Consider the following 22,989-nt stretch of genomic DNA (forward strand, 5'->3'; position numbering starts at 1 on the left):
ACATTCCTCTTGAAGATGTTAAGATAATTAACAATCTAACGGTCTTAGAGAGGAGAAAAAACATGCTACAATCGAAGAAGATTGCCTTTTTGGGTGCAGGATCCATGGCGGAAGCCATGATTTCAGGAATAATAAATAAAGGTGATATACCTCCTAATACCATTACCGTTACAAATAAAAGCAACCTGAATCGACTGAACCATCTCCAAACGAAATACGATATAACCATTATGGATAAGGAACATATTCCCTTTGAAGAAATGGATGTCCTTGTTTTAGCCATGAAACCTAAGGATGCAGAAACTGCCCTTCATTATATTCGTGATAAAGTGGCTCCCCATCAATTAATTCTGTCTGTCATAGCCGGCATTTCATTAGATTATATGGGCAGTTTTTTTAAAGAAGGACAGCAGCTCATTCGGGTAATGCCCAATACCTCTGCCATGATAAGTGAATCAGTTACAGCCTTTTCAACTGGCAGCTATACAAATGATGAGAGCATCTTAACGGCTGAGGCACTGTTAAAATGTATAGGTGATGTATATCAAATTCCAGAAGAACATATGGATATATTTACAGGAATTGCTGGAAGCGGGCCTGCTTACTTTTATTATTTAATGGAGCATATAGAAGAAGTTGCTATTGAAAATGGACTAGACAGGGAAATTGCCCGAGAAATTGCTGCAAAAATGATTCAAGGTGCAGCTAAAATGATGATTCAGCAGGAAGATACTCCATCACAGCTAAGACAAAAGGTTACTTCACCAAATGGAACAACAGCAGCCGGACTTAAAGCATTAGAACAGTACGGAGGAGGAAAAGCCATTTTTGAAGCCATCCAAAATGCTGCAAGGCGTTCAAAAGAAATCAGTTCAGAACTCCAAAGGAAAGATGTTATTCTCTAACACAACCATTGTAGAACAGCCAGCTAATGCCGGTCAGCATTTGCTGGCTGTTTTTCAATCCCCATGGTAAAAATCAATGTTGATTGATTGGATAAGATGCACAAATCTCAGTATGAAAAGCGGATTATGCATAATTTTGCTATCACATCCAACTAACTTAAAGGGGATTACACACAAAGACAGAGGGAATACTATACAGCCTGAGAAATTGTAAATGAGGTGAATCATTTGATCATTCTTGGAAAAAATCATGATCCTCTAGAAAATGGCAATCTAATAAAACAAACCCATGGTTATTCGTTTGATATAGAGAAAGCATTAAAAGAAACCAGGCTGTTATATGAAGAAGATACACATTGTCCCCGCCCTATAAACAAAAGGTTAATCCCTCTCCTTTTCCGGCGAGTATTTCAGAAAACAGTTCAATATGAGTATACCGAAATGCCGAATACACTACTGGATCAGGAAGGAACCCCCGTTCCATATTGGAAAAGCCAGTTAGACCAGGAATATACCAATCTATCAAAGGAAACCAAAAGAGAAGTAAATGTAGCAGATTTTGGCGCAATAGGCGATGGAAAAACCGATAATACAGCAGCTTTTCAAAAGGCAATTGGCAAAGGAAAAGTGAAGGTAATTGTTCCTGAAGGGGTCTTTATCATAAAAGGGCTCCGTTTGCCTTCCTGGACATTTCTCGAGGGCATGGGAAAAGGTGCTACTACCATAAAATTGCACCCCTTGGCCCCAAAAAGCAGGAGACTAATTACCAACATGCATTATCGCCGAGGAAATCATCATATTCTTGTTCAGAATCTAAGCCTTGACTGGAATGTAGAACGTCTTAATCATAATGAAAATTCAAGTACAGGGAGCAATCGATCCAGCTGTTTAACGTTCGCTAATGTGAAATACGGATGGGTCAGGAATACAGAGGCGATCAATCCAGGCCTTCATTGCTTTGATATTACTTCTGTACGGTACAATTATTCTGGTGACGGCAACAGGGCTTCCCGCGGAAGTGAGTTCATTTGGATGGACCAATTGACCGGCTATGGTTTTGGAGATGACGGAATTACCACACACCACAGCCAGCATATCCTCATTACCCATTCCCATATGTGCGATCCCAGTGGAAGGGCACACAAAAAAGGCTTTTCAAATTCTAATGGTTTTGAAATTGATGATGGCTCTCAAAACGTTTGGCTTGTGAACAATTCTTCAGCACGCTGTTTTGGAGGCGTTGAAATCAAGGCACACCATAACTCTTCTGCAGCGAGTAATGTACAAATTATTGGACACTTTTCTTTCCATGATAATCGCTCTTATAATTTCCGCCATATAGGCCACCATTACAAGGAACATCCAGAATCCAAAACAGCCTACAATATCATGGCTACCAGTATTGTGGCGATGGCCCCTGTGTTTTCGGATCTTTATACTGATTCAAGTCCACGTGGGATGGTCATCTCTGCCTATCGAAATGTCGCAATCAATCATTTCACCTTAATTGGCGATCGGAATTATGATTATAAAAAAAATCCTGTTCTTGCTATACAATATCGTGCACAAAATATTAGGCTTCAGAATGTTTCATTTCGCGATTTTAGTACAGCAGGCACAGACCTGAAAGTATTCGGAGGAGACAATCATGCAGATCAGGTTATTCTTTCAAACATAACTATTGACCATTCCTCTCCCAAAGGAATTGATATTGGTGCAAACGTCCATGCATCGATCAAAAATGTAAAAGCTGACTGCGAACAAGGCGAATATGGAATGAAATCTGTAAATCCAGTGGCACACGCCTCGTCTCTCGAGATACAGGGATATAAGATTCCTATTTCAATAGCCGGAAAAACATCCAATAGAATCTTATAGGTGCATTGTTGTATTGACATGCCGTTTTAATGTACGATAAGATATTTTTTTGATCTTATTCCTCACGTGGTTCGAAACCATCCCACGTTAAAAAACTAAGGAGTGGAATCTTTCAATGAACACAAAAACACTTGCTGTAAACGGCATTGTGGCAGCTCTCTATGTTGTAATTTCTTTTATTATTCAGCCTATTGCCTTTGGCCGTTTCCAATTTCGCGTTCCCGAAATATTTAATCATCTGATTGTTTTCAATAAAAAATATTTCTTCGGAATCGTTATTGGCGTCTTTTTAGCCAATTTATTTTTCTCTCCAATGGTCGCTTATGATCTTGTTTTTGGAGTAGGACAGTCTGCCATATCTCTTTTAATCACGATGGCTACTTCCCGTTTTATCAAAACCACTTGGGCCAGGATGCTCGTAAACACTGTAGTGTTTACTATAACAATGTTCCTGATTGCACTGGAGCTTCATCTTGCCTTTCATCTCCCTTTTATAGCTACATGGCTTGTTACAGCTATCGGGGAATTTGCGGTATTGGTAATTGGGGCACCCATTATGTATTTAATTAATAAAAGAGTTGATTTTGAAAAAATCATAGAAGCCTAACAGCAGGCTGACTCAAAAAGGCTAACATCAAACGCCTTAGAGTCAGCTTTTTTTATACCTTTCCTTTTCTTGGACAGCCGAAAAGCATTTTTCTAAAGAAAGGAAGACAGTTTACTAGTTCTGTCTTTGTCCATTCTGATAACATAGAATGGAAGAATATGAGACGAGGTGACAGCATGGCAAAAAGAAAAGTAGTCATAACACAGAATATTGATGAAAACTATATCAATGCAATACGAGAGCTGCTGCAGGATTGGGAGGTTATAGCCGGAAAGGATTCTTCTATCTGGAGTAATCATATCAAGGATGCAGAAATCATTGTTGGCTGGAAGAAGGAACTAGCATCCAGTGTATCGGAACAGGAATCAAAGGTACGCTGGATTCAAACCTGGAGTGCGGGCGTTGATAGCCTTCCGCTCGAAAAGCTTGAAGCCAGAGACATCCAATTAACCAGCGCAAACGGCGTGCATGCTTATCCTATTTCTGAAACAATCTTTGCTTTAATGCTTTCACTAACAAGGAAGATTCCTGAATATGTTCGGAATCAACAAAAGAAAAAATGGGACCATAGCGGTCTGAAGCTAGAAATTCACGAAAAAACAATCGGCATTTTGGGAATCGGCGCTATTGGTAAAGAAACCGCTAAAATAGCAAAAGCATTTGGTATGAGGGTCATTGGTGTACGCAATTCCCTTAAAAATGAAGAAAATGTGGACAAAATAGCTGTGATGGATGAGCTTCATTCTGTACTGCCAGAATGTGATTATGTAGTCAATACATTGCCCTTAACAAATAATACCCGCAATGTCTTTGGGGCAAAAGAGTTTTCTCTTATGAAGATTTCAGCCTTCTTTATTAACATCGGACGCGGGGAGACAGTAGTTGAAAAAGAACTCATACATGCCCTGCAAGAAGAGCAAATTGCCGGTGCAGGATTGGATGTCTTTGAAAACGAGCCACTGGATCAGGCAAGTCCTCTTTGGGATATGGAGAATGTTATCATAACGCCTCATACTGCCGGCTCTACAGAATATTATGATAAACGAGTGCTGGAAGACATTTTTATTCCAAATCTCAAAAACTACTTAACAGAAAGCAAGCCCTTTATCAATGTAGTAGACTATGGAAAAGGGTATTAAGAAAAGCAGAAAGCCCCTGCTTTTCCGCAAATCAATAGGAAGAGGCTGACTCAAAAGGCGGTTATAAGCGGCCTTTTGAGTCACCTCTTTTTTATTTTTGGACAGAAAAAGGAAAAGGGTAGAAGAACAATTAATGCGAATATAGCATGGTGTCTCTGACAAAAATTTATTTGAGCAGAAAAGAACAAACAGGTTGAATAGCAATGACATCTGCAGAGGAATTCAATAGCAGAATGATCGGGGCACTCCACCATATCTCTGTTAGAGCCAGGAATAGAAACGAATCCAAAGTTGATTTGAGCGGATACACGAGACTCCTGCAGGATCAGCGTGTTTCGGGAGACCCCGCAGGAGCTTGCTATGATGAGGCTCCCCAACCGCCCCGCGGAAAGCGAGTGCCTGCAGCGGAAATCAACCAGCAGGATGATCATACCGCTGCCTATATCTATGTCCATTCCCAATTTGGATTTAATTCTAAGGTTGATTGAAGCGGAAGGCACGAGACTCCTGCGGGATCAGCCGGCCTTTGGGAGACCCCGAAGGAGCCTGCTATGATGAGGCTCCCAACCGCCCCGGGGAAAGCGAGTGCCTGCAGCGGAAATCAACCAGCAGGATGGTCAGAACGCTGCCTATATCTCCTCTTATGTAGCGAAGATATGGAAGATTCCATACCTTCTCAGATAGTCTTATTGTCTTTTTACATGTGACCATAATAACCGCCATGGCCCATTGGGTGATAATAACCATGGTGATAACCAGGATAATAGGGATGATAATGGTGATGGTAATACGGATGGTGACCATGATAATATCCCATAGGTTGAGAATAATAAGGATGGCCAGGATAATGGCTGTATCCCATCGGCTGATAAATATATGGAGGCATACACTCACCTCCTCTCATTTTTTTCTTTATACTGTATGTGCTTCTTTAAATTTTGGAGGCTTTTCTCATTTAAAATTGGGCTGACGCCTATGAAATATTTTAAAAATCATCAAAATTACTCTATTATATTTCAAAATTATTTCAACGCACCGCTCCTCTTCCATAACGGCGGAATCAACCCATATTATTCCGTTTTTTTGCGGGGTCTTAGCTTAAAACTGCTGATAATCAAGGAATTAATTTGCTATAAGTTAAGTTTTTGTGGTCTTTTCCTGTAAAATCCAACTATTGAACCATTTACTTTATGTTAAATTTTCATGACAAAAACGATTTTGTTTTAATAGTTTTGTAACCTTTCCTTGCGTTTTTTATGATATAAATGTAACTACGAAGAAAGGGGTTGTTTTATGCAGTACATAAGACGCAGTTTTGTCACATTTTTAACAATCGTATTATGTATTTCGGCCACCATCGGAGTATACGCAAAAACAAATCAATCAACATTACATAACGCACAAAATAAGCTTGAACAAAATCAAACATTGATTCAAAACAAGGAAGCACAAAAGCAACAAGTTAGCCAAGAAATGAATCAAGCCCAGCAAGAATGGAACTCAATACAAGCTGTTATAGATAAAAATAAACAAGATGTTGCTGTAACTGAGCAAAAAATAAAGCAAACCAATCAATTAATTGAACAGAAAAAAGAAGAGATTGTGAAGCTTGAGGATAAGGTCCTTGCTCGAAAAAATATTATTAAAGAACGTCTGGTTGCACTTCAGCAAAGCGATAGAATTAATATTGTCATTGACACCCTGCTGAATGCTGATAGTTTTGGAGACTTTGTAAACCGTATCAGTGCCGTTAGCACTCTGTTTAATGCAGATGATGATATTATTAAAGAACAAAAAGACGACATTGCCAAAATACAAGAAGACAAAAAAGCCATTGATAAAAAACAAGCTTCTCTTCAAGAGGATCAATCTCAATTGCTTGCTAAGCAAAACGAGCTTCAGGCAAATCTTAAAGCGAAGCAAATGAAATTAAACGAGCTTAAATCCAGTTATTCCAGCATTAATAAGGATTTATCTGCTGCAAATCAAAGTAAATCCAGCCTGCAGGCTAAAATCAGTGACATTCAATCCGCTTTACAGAAAGAAGAACAAGCTGCACAAGCACAAGCAAAACAGATTGCAGTACAGCCGGCAAACCAGACCCCGCCACAATCCGTTTCAAATGACAGCAGCCCTTCTGGCAGTAAAGAATTTTATGTCACTGCAACAGCATACAGCCATGATGATACAAAAGGTGATATCACCACACTAGGCTATAATATAGCAACCAACCCAAACATGAAGCTTATTGCAGTTGATCCAAGTGTCATTCCGCTTGGCAAAAAAGTATGGGTAGAAGGCTACGGAATTGCCATTGCTGGTGATACGGGCGGAGCCATTCAAGGAAACCGCATTGATATCTTAATGCCAAACTCACAGGCTGCCCTAAACTTTGGCCGCCAAACTGTAAAAGTTATCATTTTAAATTAGAAAACAAAAAAACAAGTCAGATGTCCCGCAGACACCTGACTTGTTTTTTGCCTTTATTTTAAGATAAGAAGTGAAATGTTTTATTAAATCAATTATTAACATAGGGTAGTCTCTGTCCAGCTCCAGCGCCTTTCGTCTAGTGGATTTCTACGTCTCCTCCCTGCGATAAGTCAACATCAGCTCGTGAACGGCCTCGCTGTGTTTCCTTTATCTCAGTCGCAGACTATGAAATCCATACGCCGATGTGCAAGGCGCCTGCGCTTTTCTTGTTAGCTAAAAAAAGATTGAATTGCCCGGATGATACGGGTCCATAGCGATAAACTCTGATTTTGTCTGGTGTTGGGCACAGTATTAATGACAGAAGAATTGGAAGAAGCTGATGTATTTATTACAGAACTTGAGCTTGAATCTGTATCATTGGTTACAGCCGTTTTCACAGTCGGTGTCACCACTTGTTTATCAAAAACCAAAACATAGGTTTTACGTTCAGTCCCCTTTGTCACAACGATAGGAATGATCGTTTTAGCTTGGTCTGCACCAATGGCAATGGTATCATCACTGCTTCCCTGAATATCAGCGGATGCCCCGCTGTCACTCGGTACAGCTTGAATAGTTACCTTATCAATATCACTTGTTAATGCAATATGGTACGTATACTCATTCGGTTTAAACTCCTTGTTCCAGGTACCTGCTGAAACCGTTAATCCTGATAGATTTGCTGCACTATTTACCGTTTGATTGTTTTGAGAGCCGCCTCCTGCTGTTCCCAGGAAACCAGCTGTCCTGCTATTTGCATTCGTGATGGTGCCTGCACTCATATTTTGGTAGTGAGTCGTGTATTGACTGCTTTTACTTCCACTCCCAAAGCTTCTTTCTGAACTGTTATGGCTGGCAGGAGCAGACTTGCCCTTCCAGCCTGTATCAGAAGAGGGCTTTCCTTTTGGGTTCCCAGAATAGCCCCCCGGTTTCCCGGAATAGCCCCCTGCCCCTGGTTTTCCTGCCCCTTTTCCATGCGACGGAGAAGGATTACTGACAGGCTTCTTTCCATGCCCGTTATCCGTACCAGGAGAAAGAACGGCCCGTACGACTGAAAGGGTATACACTCTCTCTGCTCCATTTTCGGCCGTAATCTTAATATTTACGGAAGATTTGCCTTGTGGAACATCCACTTTTATCCCATTACCTTCATCCTTTTTACCATTTACCGTAACACTGGCCGTGCTGTCTTCGAGCTCTGTACCAATAATAAGAGAAGAAGTATTTTCATCCAGATTAACATCGTAAGCAGTGACGTTTGCTTGGAATGAAGGCGATAGTTTTCCTGCTGAAATCTTTATATCTTTAAGAATGTTATCGCTGCTTTTTTGCCGTGTAACGATTAGCTGATAGGTGGATGTTACGACTTGGTCACTGCTCTCTATTTGGATTGTAAACTCGTTTGTTCCTGTTTGCAGGGGGAAATCAGATGCGAGACCATTTTGAACTTCTTGATCATTCACTTTGATCATTGCTTGTGGATCTCCGCTTTTTAGCAGCAGGCTTATTTTGTCTGTATTATTAACCACAGTATCGGTATATGTAGCTGGTTGAGAAGAAAGGCCAAGCTTACTCCCATTTACTTCAATATCCGTTAAAGCTTCTGGGGACTCTTGTGTACCATCCACATTTGAGCTGCCGTTGCCTGTCCCTGCAGTTATTGATCCTGCTGTGCCTGAAGCAGCCGTATTCGGTATCACAGAAGCATACGCCCCGGGCACCGAAATTGTTCCAAATCCGACCAGCGACGAAACTAATACCACCTTTACGCCATTACTCACCAGTTTATTTGAATTCACTTTCATCTCTCTCCATTCAGCCCATTTGTTTCTTTCATGGTATCCTTTCATCCTTAATTTTTTCTTAAATTCACCTAGGGATTAATGTAGCAAATTTCGACGGTTTTCCTTTTGACTTATATTGATAATTCCACCTTTATTATCTATATTTTGTTCTTAATAAAATTTTAACGTTACATTCACTTTTTCTTCATTTCTCTTTTTTACACTTATAAATGGCAGGACGGCAATAGGGGCCGTCACTTCCGGCAGCGAAGGATGGGGCTGGCGGTTTTCATTTTAAAAAATATACACGGTTTTAGGAAATAGAAGCAGCTGCTTCCGGCTTTTCAGCAAACATGTCTATGCTGCAGGGCTGTGTGAAATGTCTTGTTTTCTTATTAAAAAAAATTGATAAAAAAGGAAAAGCTTGCCCAATAATGGCAAGCTCTTCTTTATATCTCGGCAATTTTTAAAAAACAAAGACTATTTATTAAAACCTTGCTTTTTTCTACGTCTGAATCCCTTTTCTTCTCAGCCATGATGAAGCATCAGTGTGATATAAAGCCCGATTAAAGCTAAAAGCAAAGTAGGAATGGTAAGAATAATCCCTGTTTTAATATAGGTACCCCAAGTGATTTTCACACCTTTTCCAGCTAATATATGGAGCCAAAGAAGTGTTGCAAGCGAGCCAATCGGTGTCATCTTTGGCCCCAGGTCTGTCCCAATAATATTGGAGTAGATAAACCCTTCCCGCATAATGCTGCTCACATGGACACCTGATATGGCGAGCGCATCAATTAAAACAGTCGGCAGATTATTCATGACAGAAGATAAAAATGCGGATACAAAACCCATCGTCAGTATGCCCGCAAGAAGTCCATGATGTGAAGAAGCCTCAATCAGATCACCAAGCATAGTTGTCAACCCGGCATTACGAAGCCCATATACGACGATGTACATACCAATTGAAAAAAACACTATGGCCCAAGGTGCATTTCTTAGGACAGCCTTTGTATGAATGACAGGACTTTTCCGGCTCATTACCAGAAAAAATATTGCGACAACCCCTGAAATAAGCGAAACTGGAATCCTGTAGGCTGGTCCGATAAAGTAGCCGATTAATAATATTGAAAGCACCAGCCAGGAAAACCTGAACATTTCTTTATCTTTAATAGCTTTCGAAGGTTTTTTTAAAACCGATGGATCAAATGATTTTGGAATACTTTTTCTATAAAAAAGATAAAGGAATAGCATGCTTGCCCCTAGTGAAAACAGATTGGGGACAGCCATTTTTGCAGCATACTTCAGAAATGGAATATGAAAAAAATCTGCTGTCACAATATTTGTTAGGTTACTGACTACAAAAGGAAGTGAAGTAGTATCCGCAATAAAGCCGCTTGCCATGACAAAAGGGATAACCATTTTCAAGTCAAACTTCAATTGTTTGACCATGGTAAGCACAATCGGTGTCAGGATCAGGGCAGCACCGTCATTTGCAAATAAGGCAGCTACAACAGCACCTAATGTCGAGATGAGAATAAACATTTTTTTGCCGTTTCCTTTGGCAGCATTAGCCGTATGCAGCGCTGCCCATTCAAAAAAGCCAATTTCATCTAATATGAGGGAAATGATAATGAGGGCAACAAAGGTCAGCGTGGCATCCCAAACAACATCAACCACCCTTACTACATCGTGCAGGCTCACTACTTTAAAAAGCAAAGCAAGAACTGCCCCGCCGCATGCAGACCAGCCGATAGAAAGACCCTTGGGCTGCCAAATAACAAACAGTAACGTCAATAAAAAAATAATAATAGCAGATATAATTGTAAACATACTAAAACTCCTGACATTTAAGTTCATACTATATAGCTTTTGCCAGTTAATTTTCTACTAAAAAACCTGACCTTATGCAACCAAATTATTGCTCTATTAATATTAGATTGCTTTTTTGATTCCTGCAAGTAAAGCTGTTGGATTTGATGCTATGGGTATTGAAACTTTATATCCACAATATTTGTGCTCCCAAACAAATAAAGGGAACAACAGCTATTTGTTGCTCCCTTTGTTTCCTGATTATTTGCTTCTTAACCGTACTTCTGATTTAATACGAATGTTTGTCAGCAGCCTCTTAGCTTATTATATTCGCTTTCCAGTACAATAATGGGCAATTCGTAAAGCTGTTTATCAAACAGCTTATAAATACCATTTTTAATTAGTTCATTGATCAATGTGCCTTTCTTCTTTTCATCCTTTACAGCCATTCTAAATCACCTTTCTGTCTTATATGAACATTCATTAATTTTAATGTAAGAAAGTGTTTTTTATTATATAAGTCCCATAATCTTTTAAATTAATTACACCAAGGTTATCTTACCCAACTTAAAACTCCCTTAATCCTTTTAAAGTAAAATTTCTCTCAGCTATTTTGAACATAACGCAGCAGATTATAAGCCTCTTTACCAGCCAAGCTTGCTAATTGTTCCCAAATCATATCTCTTTTTATATCCAATTCAACTATTTTTTTGGCTAATTCAATGGCTTCTTTACTTATCATACTAAGGTTTCTCCTTTCGTTCTTTGCCTCAGCTAATTATCCCTGCCATATCCCTATGTCTATAAGGCGATGATTATTCTTCTGATTGCACAATTTTCTGTTGACAGAATTATCTTAACTTATAAAGAATAGTTCTTCACTTGATGTGTAAGAGTGTCTTCCCTTGTTTTTTAAAGGCTGTTTTCGCATAGATTGTTGCTTTACGTACAAAGGATTATCCATGTGTCCTTTTTAAATGATGTTAGAGACTCTTGCTTTTTATGTTTTGGCTTACATCAAGGGCTTCGTTGTTTTGACACCCTTTATAACTTTGGCACGTTTTCTTTTCCTCATCAAAACTTTGAATTTGCTGCTAAAATGCTGACACCCCCGGACTTCTAACAGCCAGGGGGGAAATGTATATTCGATAACAAGTCATATTCTAAGTGTATTTACTAAATCGATCATAGCTTCAAAGTCAAATGCTTTTGTTTCCTTCGCCCTCTCCGCACATGCTGCTATACTGGCTAATGTCTTTACACTTTCACTTGGATAGCTGCCTACTGCACTTTCTGCTGAAAGCATGACAGCATTTGTTCCATCCAATACAGCTTGAAACACATCTGTTACTTCTGCCCTGGTTGGCAGTGGATTTTCCACCATTGACTGGAGCATTTGAGTTGCGGTGATAACAAATTTCCCTTTTAGTCTGCACTCATGAATCATTGCTTTTTGCAAGAGCGGAATCCACTCAAATGGAAGCTCCACCCCAAGATCCCCGCGGGCAATCATTACTGCATTTGCCTCATCGCAGATTTCTCTGAAATGATGAACGGCTTGTATGGTTTCAATTTTTGCTATTAATAATGGACAGACTTTTTTCATACCATTTATAAAGTTTCGCACTTCCTTGAGATGGTCTGCTCTACGGACAAAGGAGCAGGAAATAAAGTCAACATCCTTTTCTACAAGAAATTCTATGTCGCTTTTATCCTTTTCTGTTATAGCAGGCAATTGTGTCTCTATTCCCGGCAGATTCACTCCCTTATGCGAAGAAATTTCACCGCCTGATGTAATTTCAGCCGAAACAGTTGTTTGGGTGACATCTTTTACTTTTAATGCCACTGCTCCATCATTCATTAAGATTCGATCCCCTCGCTTTACATCCTTTACTAGTCCCTTATAATCGACACTGGCTTCCTTCTCATTGCCCGCTATTTCCTCAATCGAAAGTGTAAATGGATGCCCTGGCTGCAGCATTACTTTTTCTCCCTCAATTTGTCCCAGTCTTATTTTAGGACCCTGAAGATCTGCGAGAATCTTAATTTCTCCTTTATTTTCACGGTTTAATTCTTTTATAAAGCAAATCACCCTTGCATGGCTTTCATGGCTTCCATGTGACATATTCAGCCTGGCAATAGTCATCCCATGCCTCCAGAGACTTTCTAGAGCTTTTTTGCTCTCACTGGACGGCCCAATCGTACAAACTCGATCAATGGTCATTTTCTCTCTCCTTCATTCAGATTGTACTTTTATGTTTCCCGAAAGCCGCTTTTTATTTAGCTAAAATATAAACTGTTTTCCTTGGCAGAAAAATAGTTTATTTACTCAATTATTATTTAAGTAAAATAATTATTTCGAACTATGACTCTTTACACAAATCTTCTCCTTTCATACCCGTATTTATAAGAAAAAAGGTCAATCACTTATTCCCAATTTGGGGCTTTATGCCATTTTTTTGAAAGATAACATACAATTATTTGAGATTATCTTTGGAAATCTCTACCATTAAAGTGTGTTTTTAAAAGATTGATGGGACACATGCCTAGCCCGAGTGATCTTTGGTTTACAACATCATCGCAAAATCATATTAAAGAAAGAAGGCAAGTATATGTGTGGTATAGCAGGTTGGGTTGATTGGGAGCAAGACCTTTCAAATCAGCAACAGGTAATTAAAAAAATGGCTGATTCTATTATTCACAGAGGGCCTGATGCTGAAGGATTTTGGATATCTGAACGAGCTGCTTTTGGCCATAGAAGGCTAATTGTCATTGACCCTGAAGGGGGCAGTCAGCCAATGCTTTATAAAGATGGAAATCATACAATTGCTCTTACCTATAATGGAGAGCTATATAATTTTAAAGAGCTTCGTATGGAGCTTGAAGAAACTGGACACCAATTCCAAACCTCATCTGACACAGAGGTACTCCTCCATGCTTATTTAGAATGGGGTGAATCATGTGTTACCCGTTTTAATGGGATTTTTGCTTTTGGCATTTGGGATGAAAGACTTGGCCAGCTTATGCTTGGACGTGATCATTTAGGTGTTAAACCACTGTTTTATACAGAACGCGGAAGCTCAATTATTTTTGGTTCTGAATTAAAAGTACTTCTCTCTCACCCTTTTGTTGAAGCTAAAATAGACAAAGAGGGTCTGGCTGAGGTTTTTGCACTGGGTCCAATGCGGACTCCAGGTATAGGTGTATTTAAAGAAATTAAAGAAGTACGTGCAGGCCATTATGTAACCTTTAAGGCAAATGGGGCTGCTATAAAACAATACTGGAAGCTCAAGAGCAAAAAACATACAGACAATATCGAGAAAACTGTTGATACTATTCAGACTCTCTTACAGGATACGGTCAACCGTCAGCTAGTTTCCGACGTTCCGCTTGTATCCATGCTCTCTGGAGGACTTGATTCCAGCGGTCTTACTGCTTTAGCTGGAACCAATTATAAAAAAGAAGGGAAAACGCTTCATACCTACTCTATTGATTTCGTTAATAATGAGCAGGATTTTAAAGAAGACTTTCTCCGGCGCGATCTTGATGAGCCTTGGGTAAAACGGGTTGCCGAATATGTTGGAACCGACCATCACTCGGTAGTATTGGGAGCGGACAAGCTTGCTGACAATCTCCTTGTTCCAATGAGAGCGCGTGGATTTGCCGGGAGTCGGTGAATTAGAGACGTCCCTTTATCTTTTATTTACTGAAATGAAAAAAGATGCAACAGTGGCTCTTTCAGGTGAATCTGCAGACGAAGTTTTCTCAGGCTATCCATGGTTTCATCAGGAGCAGTTTTTAAATGCTGATATATTCCCTTGGCTGGTAAACCTTGGCTACTTCTCTGAAATCCTTTCAGATGAGATAAAGGAAAAGGTTGCACCGGAGGAATATCGCCGAAAAAGATACCAAGAAGCTAAATCTGAAGTTCCTTTTCTAGAAGAGGAAGATGAAAAGCAAGCCAAACAACGGCAAATGTCCTATATGTTTATCACACGATTTCTTCCGTTCATGCTTGATCGCAAGGACCGTGCCAGCATGATGACAGGCTTTGAGGTTCGTGTACCGTTTTGTGACTTCCGTCTGGTAGAGTATTTATGGAACGTACCTTACGATTTGAAAAGCATTGATAATATAGAAAAAGGCATTCTCCGCAGGGCTTTTGAAGGCATCTTGCCGGACGATGTGCGCAACCGCAGAAAAAGCGCATATCCAAGCACAAAAGACCAGCACTATCTACAAGCTGTCAGTCAATGGATGCTTAGAATTCTCGACGAACCATCTTCCCCTATTCTTGCTTTCATTAATGCCGAAAGAGTAAGAACGATTGCAGAAGGTAAGGATCAGCAGATTAATGGTACAGAGGCAAGAGGCTTGCTTGACTATCTTATTCAAATTAACAGCTGGATTGAAGAGTATCAAATTGAAATAACCTTATAAAGAATTAAATTTCGAGGGTGACTCAAAAGGTCAGATACAAGTGGTCTTTTGAGCCGCCTCTTTTACTATTTCTGAACATAAAAGAAGGCTGTTTTCGCATAGATTGTTGCTTTTCGCAAAAGTGTTAAATTCGTGTAAAGTGAGTATTCGTGGCTTCTTTTCGTAAGCAATTCACAGGTTTACTACAGAGCCTGTGAATTTCATTTTTTGGTGTTATATAGCAACAAAGTTTACGAAAAGAGCCTAAAAGAAAAAGGGAAGAGAACGGGGATATCCCACAAAAGCTTGCGGCGGAGTGGGTTCCGCTATAGCCAGCAGGAAGCGAGTACTCGGAGTGGCAATCAACCGGCAGGACGATTAGAACTTCTGCCTATGACTTTGTACACTCCCAATTTGGATTTAACTCAATGGTTGATTGGAGCGGAAAGCGAGTGTCTGCAGCGCAAATCAACCTGCAGGAAGCCATTACTAATGAATAAATTTATTAAGCAATGTGGTCCCTCTTCAGCTCCAGCTCCTATCGGTCACTCACTAGAGCTCCTCTTACCAATGCAGGTCTGTCACCACCCTTCAATCGTTTTGCTTCACTGAATCTTTTGTATGACTCATGGTCCTTTTTAGACAGCAGCAAAGTGAATAAGAATCATTTTCTGAAGAATGGTGTTGAAAGATCAGGAGATAATACTAGCAGAGAAATGTTAAATAAGGAGTTGGAGATATGGATTTACATAGCGGAAAATACTATTGGCCACTTACGCTGAAGGAGCCTCCTGCATACCCATCTTTAGAAGAGGATATTACGTGTGATGTTGTTATAATTGGCGGGGGAAACTCAGGTGCTCAATGCGCTTATAGTCTTATGAAATCAGGCCTTGATGTCGTGCTTGTTGATAAACGTAAAATAGGTACCGGGAGTACAAGTGTGAATACGGCACTTCTTCAGTACCTTGGAGATAAAATGCTCTTTGAGCTAGTAAATAGCTTCGGGGAAGAAGCATCCATTCAGCATACAAAGCTTTGCCAGGAAGCCATTCGGGATATTGAGTCAGACTCTCAAAACATGGACATTGACCCGGATTTTAAAAGAAGGGACAGCCTATATTATGCGAGTGATCATGCCGGTGCAGAAAAACTGCAAAAAGAGTTTAGCTATCTTTCCAAACATGGATTTTCAGCCGACATGCTGACAGAAAATGAAATTAGCAAGCGCTATCCATTTCGAAAAGAGTCTGCCTTGTATATCTATAACGATGGAGAGATAAATCCCTTTAAGTATAATCATGGGCTTCTATTAAAAGCTCATCAAAATGGAGTACGCATTTTCGAGGAAACAAGGATCAGCGGCCAATCTTTCCAAAAAGATATCGCAACCTTTCATACCGATAAAGGCCATTCTATTAAAGCACGTCATGCCATTATTGCGGCAGGCTATGAAGGGCTTGATTTTAAAAAAGAAAAGAACAGTATCCTCACCAGCTCATATGCAGTTGTAACTAATCCAGTGGACAGCTTTGACGGCTGGTATAACCAAACACTGATTTGGGAAACAGCCAGGCCATATATCTATATAAGAACCACCTTTGACAATCGCATTATCATTGGGGGATTAGATGAAAATACAATGTACCCTGATGCACGTGATTCTAAAATTCCCAATAAAAAAGAAAAGCTCATAAAAGAATTTAATAAGCTTTTTCCAAGCATTGACGTAAGGCCTGAATATTACTTAGGTGCTTTTTACGGAGGCATGCACGATGGCCTTCCAATCATCGGAGAATATGAAGAATATCCAAACTGCTACTTCTTATTTGCTTATGGGGATAATGGACTGGTTTACAGCAGGGCAATGGCAAAAATCATTGCGGAAGTTATAGTGAAAGGCTCCCATCCGGCGTTGAAGCTTTATCATCACTCCCGCCCCTTTATGATGTAGGCCAACACCACAGGTTGTTTTCATTATTGACTGTTTTTGCATAGATTGCTGCTTATCGCAAAAATCTTAAATTCTGTATAAATTGAGTCTTCGTGGCATCTTTTCGTAAGCAATTCACAGGTTTACTACTGAGGCTGTTTGTGTTAAATAACAACAAAGTTTACGAAAAGAGCCTTATTATTTTCCGGATGAACTAACAACGTAGTTTAAGAAAGGATACTTCCTTGCGAATTGGAAGATCCTTTTTCTTTTTGTCTTTTAATTTCCAGCACACTATTTTCCACTCCGCATAATTTAATTAGGTATATAACCATATAGGAAAGGACTGTACCTCAATGCGGGACTATAAATCCAGTGCTCAGCATCATCTCCAAGAGGCATCTATGTATGATTCTTTGGCACAATACTATAAATACTTAGATCCTTCCAAACACATACATTATTACCAAATGCATTTAGCAGCCATGCAAAAGGCGCTAGAGAATGACCGTGCCTATAAAAAAAGCGCTTTGGTCAGGGTTTTTCATGCGTCACCCGATGCACCAGCCGTTGATATATATGTTGATAACAAGGCTGCTTTACGAGGTGTGACCTTCAAGCAGGTAAGCAAATATTTACAGCTCCAGGCAGGGCGCCACAAAATTGAAATTTACCCTGAAGGAGAAACAAAGTCTCCTATTATCAGTAAAACGATTACCGTAAAACCAGGTGTTTATTACACTGCATCAGCAAAAGGAGCAGTTGATCAGCTAGATTTACTGGTCGTTGTGGATGAACCGGCAGCACCTTCAAGAAGAACAAAAGTCCGTTTCCTCCATCTTTCACCAGATGCTCCAGCCGTTGATATTGTACTGGAAAATGGCCAGACATTATTTAAAGGCATATCCTTTGGTGAAGTAACACCCTATCTTGAACTTGCTCCTTCCATGGTAAACCTGGAGGTTCGTGTTTCAGAGACGGGCCAAACTGTATTAATGATTCCAAATATTAAGTTGAGTGCTAATCGTTCCTACACTGTCGCAGCAATTGGGTTTGCCGGTAAAGAGCCGAGGCTTGAAGCAATGGTGTTAAAAGGATAGACCCTATTTCCTCAGCTGTATGGAGGAGCTTGTACCAAACCCAAAGGTATTCAAACAACAAACTTGAATGCCTTTTCCTGTTTTGTTTTATCTTCGAAATGAAGCTATTTTTATTTACCACGCATCCTTTTTCTTTGTAATCATCCCCATGATGTTTCTTTTTTCATCCCACTCCAGAGTCTTTGATTCTGTAAAATTTTTTGCGTATAGAATTGGACGACAAACAGATACTGTAACTGTACATAAAAAAGGAGGCTGTAATCATGGACGCAAAGAGAGCACAAGAAATTTCTAATACATCCAGCATGACAAAGGTAACCTATAATGGAACCGACGTTTACATTGAGCATGTGGATCAACAAAACGGCTTAGCCACAATTCACCCTCTTGATAACCCGAACCAAAAGCAAAGTGTGAATGTATCAAGTTTGGAAGAGCGTTAATTTAGGCTGATAGTATGAACAGTCACTAAACATGCCCCTGCTTCCTCACATCATAAAACCGTTCAAAGCCATGAAATGGCTCATTGACCAAAGGGCATCATATTGTAAGGGTTCTGTTTAAAGTACAATCAAAAACATCGCAGTTTTTTGCGGTGTTTTTGATTGTACTTTCCAATAATTTTACTGTAGTTAGATTTTTCTTCTGTCTGCATCCATTTTATCTTCCTTTTATGATTTTTAAGATGGTACTGTTATTGTGGCTCACTATTGGCATTGATAAACGAGTTATGGGAAGACAACGACGAAGAGGCTCCTCTATCGCCCACGCCGTAAAGCCAATCTCTAATGCGAGTATCAACCTGCAGGAAGAACAAGTCTTTAAAATTGCATATAAAAGATTAGGCACCCTTTATAAAAGCTTGTTAAATGATATACATTTTAACAAAGCATAAATAAAAGGATGCCTATATAGATTATTATTGCACTTTTATATAACCTGGTTTGCTTTTATTGTTTGACGCATCCACTGCATAGACGGTCAAAATAGTCCCTGCTTTTTGCTTTGGAATGGCAATGTTAAATTTTCCGGTTGCCGCTGCTTTGTCTGCAGCAATCTTTGTCTTACCCCTATATACCAAAACGGTTGCCCCCTTCTCGGAATGTCCTGTTACATAAACAGAACTCTTCGTTACCTTATTAATAGAAGGCGGAGCAGGAGGAAGCTTGTCTAATACTTTAACTGGAAGGCTGGTATAACGGATACCCTTGATGGTAGTTTCAACTACCTTTAATTCCTTCCCTTGGCTCTGCTTTGGAATCGAAATCTTATAATATCCCTTGGAATCTGCTTTACCTGTTTTAATGTATACGCCATTAGAGTAAATTTTCAGCGTGCTCTTTGGCATTGATTTTCCCGATACATATAACGATACATTGCTGACAGGCTGCAGAGATGGTACATACAGCACTTTTTTTACAGTAGCGCTTCCAACATTTCCTGCCCGATCTGTTGCCTGAACAGAGATAGTGCTTCCTGCCGTCTGTTTAGGAATTCGGACTGAAAACTGACCTTTTGAGTCAGTTTTGCCTGCAGCAAGGAACTTTCCATTGCATAAAATTTTTACTTTTGAGTAGGCCTCCGTTTTACCGCTTATTGTAACAGATTCACTATAAATCGGTGAAAGCACAGGGGCAGCAGGTTTTTGTTTATCAATCACAAACTTGATTGTTTTTTTTGTTGCTACTGGACTGAAAGCACTCTTTTGGTTCATGGCCAAGAAATTATTTACACTTGCCATTCTAACATTACTTGTGTTTGTGCTTGTGCTTACCTGATAAGAGCCGTCCGTTGTCACCGTTGTAGCTGACGAAAGGTTCTTCAGAGTTTTCCCATCTGACAAACTAACTGTACTATTGGATGGTACGCCGATCTTCACACTTTCATTAAAATAAGTTGTGTCGAAATCCTGATCGGCTGGCTGCTGGTCGTTTACAGTTATCCATCTGTAAGCATTGTAATAGTAAGTACCTGTGTTCGAATTCATTTCATGAAAATGCCAGCTCGGTACAGAGTATGTGAGTAAATAGATACCATCTGAACTAGAATCAACTGACCCCTTCATAACAATATCTTTTGTCCTGTCACCTTCCGCATTGGACAAGGCTTTTACACCCGCCATTGGATCAAAGTCAGTCCCTCTTTGAAGAAGCCCTGAATTTACCCCCGTATAAAAAGGCAAAATTTGTACAGTTGGCAATGACGCATCCGGCTTAATAAAGGTTGAATTTCCAACTTGATCCTGTAAATAGATTTGGTCTATATAATAAGTCCCTTCGGAAGCATAGGCAGGCACCTGCAATTGTCCTGTCCATTCGTTATTCGTGCTGCCAGCCCTGAGATTGCCCCAAAAGACATCATTTGAGTTTTGGGTATTTTCGCGTTTGAATGATACCTGTACAGCTTTAATTCCGGACCCTACATCCTCTCCATTTACAGTTACGCCCAATAAATCGCCAGGGTATAGCTTATTCTCACCAACAGTAACAGAGTTGAATACAGGTCCTGAATTATCTGTAATTCCACCTGATATGGTCAATTTAGCATTCGCAAGCATGTCTTGATTATTATACCAATATCGAATTTCATTTCCCGCCTTATCTGTAAGAGAGAGATCACCGATATCGTATTCCCCGTTTCGCACATTCTTTGGTATGGTTATTTCAGCTTCATAGTGCCCCGTTACATCGTTATAGTGGAAGCCCGCGAAAAGGGAGGATGGATAATCGTTTGTTTCAATATGCCTAAAACTAACAGAACCATTGGATAACCCGCTTTCGTCATTATACTCGATTGACACGATTACCTTATCACCAGGCTTCGCTGTAGACTGGCTAATTTTTACGGATGTAAGCTCTGGAGGCGTTGAATCTGTTTCTCCATCCAGCATACTAAAACTTAAATTTGATATCAAAGGTGTCCCGCTTCCATAGGTACTACTATTCCCGGCATTATCATACAGTGTAATACTCTCTACATACCAGTTTCCTTGAAGCATGCCATCCGTTCTATATGAAAACTCATATGTATTATTTCCGGTATAACGCATCATGGAGTAAATGGTCTTGCTGGAAGAACCATTTGCCAAGGTAATATCAGCATCTTCAGCGGGGCCTGACTCATTATCGTTTTCGACCGTAAATTCCATCTTAATGGTATCGCCTGAATGGAATTCCTTCTGATTGATTGAAGCTGTCTTAAGAATTAGCGGAGTGGTATCACTATCAGCTTTGGAAGGTACCACGCCAGCCAGACTTAAGGCGAGTATAAAAATAAAGATCAAATTTTTTCTTAACATATAGCAAATCCTCTCTTAGCAGATGGCTTGTTTCCTTTTTAGTCTCTGCTCTGTAAAAAAAGATGTTGATTGAGCGAAGGCGCGAGACTCGTGCTTAGCAAAGCTTGCTAGTGTCTCCAGCGAAAATCAACACGCAAGAATAACAGAGACTTATTTTTACACTTAGAAAAATTCTGTTGGTTTTTGTAAAACGGCTGGTTCACACACCTTTAGCAAGCTGAAAGGTTACAAAAAAGACAGGAAACTAAAGCAAAATTTTTGCTTTTCGTTCCCTTCTTTCCTGTAAAATGAGCAAAAAAACGAGCAATTATCAACATAATGCCTATACTTAAAGGGTAATTAAAAACAGAGATAACTCTCCCTCTATTTTTTCTTTATTTCAGCCAGTTCCATCGAAATGCTCTGATCATCACCTTTAACATTGATGATGCTTTTAATCATACCAACTGACGGCGCAAAAAAGTTGATTTCAGTGGTTTCACCATCCGTTATATTGACAACAATAACCTTTTGAAATGTTCCAGCTTTCACTTTAACCGTTTTGTTTATTCCTGTGACGGTCGCGTATGCTTTCGTTCCGCCCAGACTTGAAAATAGCCACTTTTCGCCTACTTTAATGGGATATTTTAAGTCTGTTGACGTTGAATTTTTAATAAAAGGAATCTGGGTATATAACCCTTTAGCGTCTTCTTTTTCCCAAGAAGCAATGGAGTTATTTTCATACCATTGATTCCAGCCATTATTCATACCAGCAAATGTGTAGGTAACAGTATCTCCAAAGTTATCCTTGTAGACGTATTTTTTGGCTGTGTTCATTTTGTAGCTTACTGCCTTGGCAGATGTGTAGAAATGAAGATAGCTAGAATAGATATATGCTTTTTTACTTTTGTAAACGATCTGTGCCCAACCATATTTCGTTTTAGCATAAACAGTCACTTTTGTCCCCTTTTTCAATACCCCAAGCTTTTTAGATGAAGTGGAGGCTTTTCCCCTCACATTTACATCCTTTGTCACCATTGCATACTGCTTCACAGCAGCACTGGCAGCCGATTGAAAAGATAATCCTGCGATAAACACAAAGACCAATAACAAGCTTACTATTTTTTTCATACTACTCCCCCCATTATATTAAGTTTAATACTCGTCAATTTTAACACAGTAAATGGTAAAATAGTTATTTATTTTATTTAACGAAATTTCCTGGAATTTTAGTAATATAGTTGAGAATAGTGCTAAGCCTTGGAATTCTTAATCGTCACGATTAGTATGAAAGATCCTTCTGTTATTCCAAACTTCACTGTAATGAACAAAGGTTCCCTGTGATGGATCTCCGTTTCGTATTAAAAAAATCCTGCGATTTAATCGCAGGCCAAGGTATTGATGTCCCTATTTCTTCTAGTGAAGTAAGCAATCTGAACACATAATACTTTAATATAATGTGCTTTCATTTAATTTCACTTATAGATCGTCAATTGTAAGTGTCTTTCCATCCCTGCTGACAGAATACTTGTGATTACCAAAATCAGAAACATAATCAAAACTACCAGAAGCTTTAAAGTCCTTATCATACTTAGATTGAAATTTATAAATGAACGGAAGCATTTTCTTGTAAGAGTAAAGAGAAACCGTATCGTATTGCCCGTTTATATGA

General features: G+C 39.5%; 17 protein-coding genes, 1 pseudogene and 1 riboswitch. Of the genes and pseudogenes, 10 read left to right on the plus strand and 8 right to left on the minus strand.

What is annotated here, in order from left to right; translation table 11 throughout:
• The first annotated feature begins 62 nt into the window (after positions 1–62).
• From proC to A5N88_RS12455, 5 genes are all read left to right on the plus strand, one after another.
• Positions 63–905, plus strand: a complete 843-nt coding sequence (proC, locus tag A5N88_RS12435; RefSeq protein WP_066266486.1) for a pyrroline-5-carboxylate reductase — start codon at positions 63–65, stop codon at positions 903–905.
• 219 nt (positions 906–1,124) lie between these two features.
• Positions 1,125–2,783, plus strand: coding sequence for a glycosyl hydrolase family 28-related protein (locus tag A5N88_RS12440; protein ID WP_412733838.1), 1,659 nt, complete (start codon positions 1,125–1,127; stop codon positions 2,781–2,783).
• Positions 2,784–2,843: 60 nt separating this feature from the next.
• Positions 2,844–2,888, plus strand: a riboswitch (PreQ1 riboswitch).
• Positions 2,889–2,898: 10 nt separating this feature from the next.
• A complete protein-coding gene (locus tag A5N88_RS12445; RefSeq protein ID WP_066266495.1) occupies positions 2,899–3,390 on the plus strand; it encodes a QueT transporter family protein in 492 nt (163 codons plus the stop codon).
• Between the two features lie 176 nt (positions 3,391–3,566).
• Entirely contained in the window at positions 3,567–4,529 is a 963-nt protein-coding gene (locus tag A5N88_RS12450; RefSeq protein ID WP_066266498.1) for a D-2-hydroxyacid dehydrogenase, read from the plus strand.
• A 203-nt stretch (positions 4,530–4,732) separates the two neighbouring features.
• Positions 4,733–5,017: a hypothetical protein gene (locus A5N88_RS12455; RefSeq protein ID WP_066266500.1), complete on the plus strand. Its 285-nt coding sequence runs from the start codon at positions 4,733–4,735 to the stop codon at positions 5,015–5,017.
• Between the two features lie 209 nt (positions 5,018–5,226).
• Here the strand turns inward: A5N88_RS12455 and A5N88_RS12460 are convergent, their stop codons facing one another.
• A complete protein-coding gene (locus A5N88_RS12460) occupies positions 5,227–5,415 on the minus strand; it encodes a hypothetical protein (protein WP_083953138.1) in 189 nt (62 codons plus the stop codon).
• 407 nt (positions 5,416–5,822) lie between these two features.
• Between A5N88_RS12460 and A5N88_RS12465 the strand changes: the two genes are divergently transcribed.
• On the plus strand, positions 5,823–6,959 hold the full coding sequence (locus tag A5N88_RS12465) for a 3D domain-containing protein (protein WP_066266506.1): 1,137 nt from the start codon (positions 5,823–5,825) through the stop codon (positions 6,957–6,959).
• Between the two features lie 269 nt (positions 6,960–7,228).
• Here A5N88_RS12465 and A5N88_RS12470 read toward each other — a convergent pair whose 3' ends face one another.
• From A5N88_RS12470 to pyk, 5 genes are all read right to left on the minus strand, one after another.
• A complete protein-coding gene (locus A5N88_RS12470) occupies positions 7,229–8,794 on the minus strand; it encodes a cadherin-like beta sandwich domain-containing protein (RefSeq protein ID WP_198160260.1) in 1,566 nt (521 codons plus the stop codon).
• A 513-nt stretch (positions 8,795–9,307) separates the two neighbouring features.
• Positions 9,308–10,609: an arsenic transporter gene (locus tag A5N88_RS12475; protein ID WP_066266510.1), complete on the minus strand. Its 1,302-nt coding sequence runs from the start codon at positions 10,607–10,609 to the stop codon at positions 9,308–9,310.
• 284 nt (positions 10,610–10,893) lie between these two features.
• Entirely contained in the window at positions 10,894–11,037 is a 144-nt protein-coding gene (locus tag A5N88_RS24385) for a Fur-regulated basic protein FbpA (protein ID WP_083953139.1), read from the minus strand.
• Positions 11,038–11,192: 155 nt separating this feature from the next.
• Positions 11,193–11,330 carry a protein YkzB gene (gene ykzB / locus A5N88_RS25545; RefSeq protein WP_198160262.1) on the minus strand — a complete coding sequence of 46 codons (138 nt, stop codon included), beginning with the start codon at positions 11,328–11,330 and terminating at the stop codon, positions 11,193–11,195.
• Between the two features lie 414 nt (positions 11,331–11,744).
• Positions 11,745–12,812, minus strand: a complete 1,068-nt coding sequence (gene pyk, locus A5N88_RS12480) for a pyruvate kinase (RefSeq protein WP_066266512.1) — start codon at positions 12,810–12,812, stop codon at positions 11,745–11,747.
• Positions 12,813–13,200: 388 nt separating this feature from the next.
• Here pyk and asnB point away from each other — a divergent pair.
• The 4 genes and pseudogenes from asnB to A5N88_RS12500 all read left to right on the plus strand — a co-directional run bounded on the left by asnB (position 13,201) and on the right by A5N88_RS12500 (position 18,483).
• Positions 13,201–15,028: pseudogene (gene asnB, locus A5N88_RS12485) on the plus strand (asparagine synthase (glutamine-hydrolyzing)).
• A 718-nt stretch (positions 15,029–15,746) separates the two neighbouring features.
• On the plus strand, positions 15,747–16,961 hold the full coding sequence (locus tag A5N88_RS12490; protein ID WP_066266515.1) for an NAD(P)/FAD-dependent oxidoreductase: 1,215 nt from the start codon (positions 15,747–15,749) through the stop codon (positions 16,959–16,961).
• A 335-nt stretch (positions 16,962–17,296) separates the two neighbouring features.
• Positions 17,297–18,040, plus strand: a complete 744-nt coding sequence (locus tag A5N88_RS12495) for a DUF4397 domain-containing protein (RefSeq protein ID WP_066266517.1) — start codon at positions 17,297–17,299, stop codon at positions 18,038–18,040.
• A 263-nt stretch (positions 18,041–18,303) separates the two neighbouring features.
• Positions 18,304–18,483, plus strand: coding sequence for a small acid-soluble spore protein H (locus A5N88_RS12500; protein WP_066266519.1), 180 nt, complete (start codon positions 18,304–18,306; stop codon positions 18,481–18,483).
• A gap of 476 nt (positions 18,484–18,959) precedes the next feature.
• Here A5N88_RS12500 and A5N88_RS12510 read toward each other — a convergent pair whose 3' ends face one another.
• Entirely contained in the window at positions 18,960–21,338 is a 2,379-nt protein-coding gene (locus tag A5N88_RS12510) for an Ig-like domain-containing protein (RefSeq protein WP_066266521.1), read from the minus strand.
• A gap of 363 nt (positions 21,339–21,701) precedes the next feature.
• Positions 21,702–22,448, minus strand: coding sequence for an SH3 domain-containing protein (locus A5N88_RS12515; protein ID WP_066266526.1), 747 nt, complete (start codon positions 22,446–22,448; stop codon positions 21,702–21,704).
• Between the last annotated feature and the right edge of the window lie 541 nt (positions 22,449–22,989).

This window comes from Heyndrickxia acidicola, assembly GCF_001636425.1.
In the GTDB taxonomy this organism is placed as follows: domain Bacteria; phylum Bacillota; class Bacilli; order Bacillales; family Bacillaceae_C; genus Bacillus_AE; species Bacillus_AE acidicola.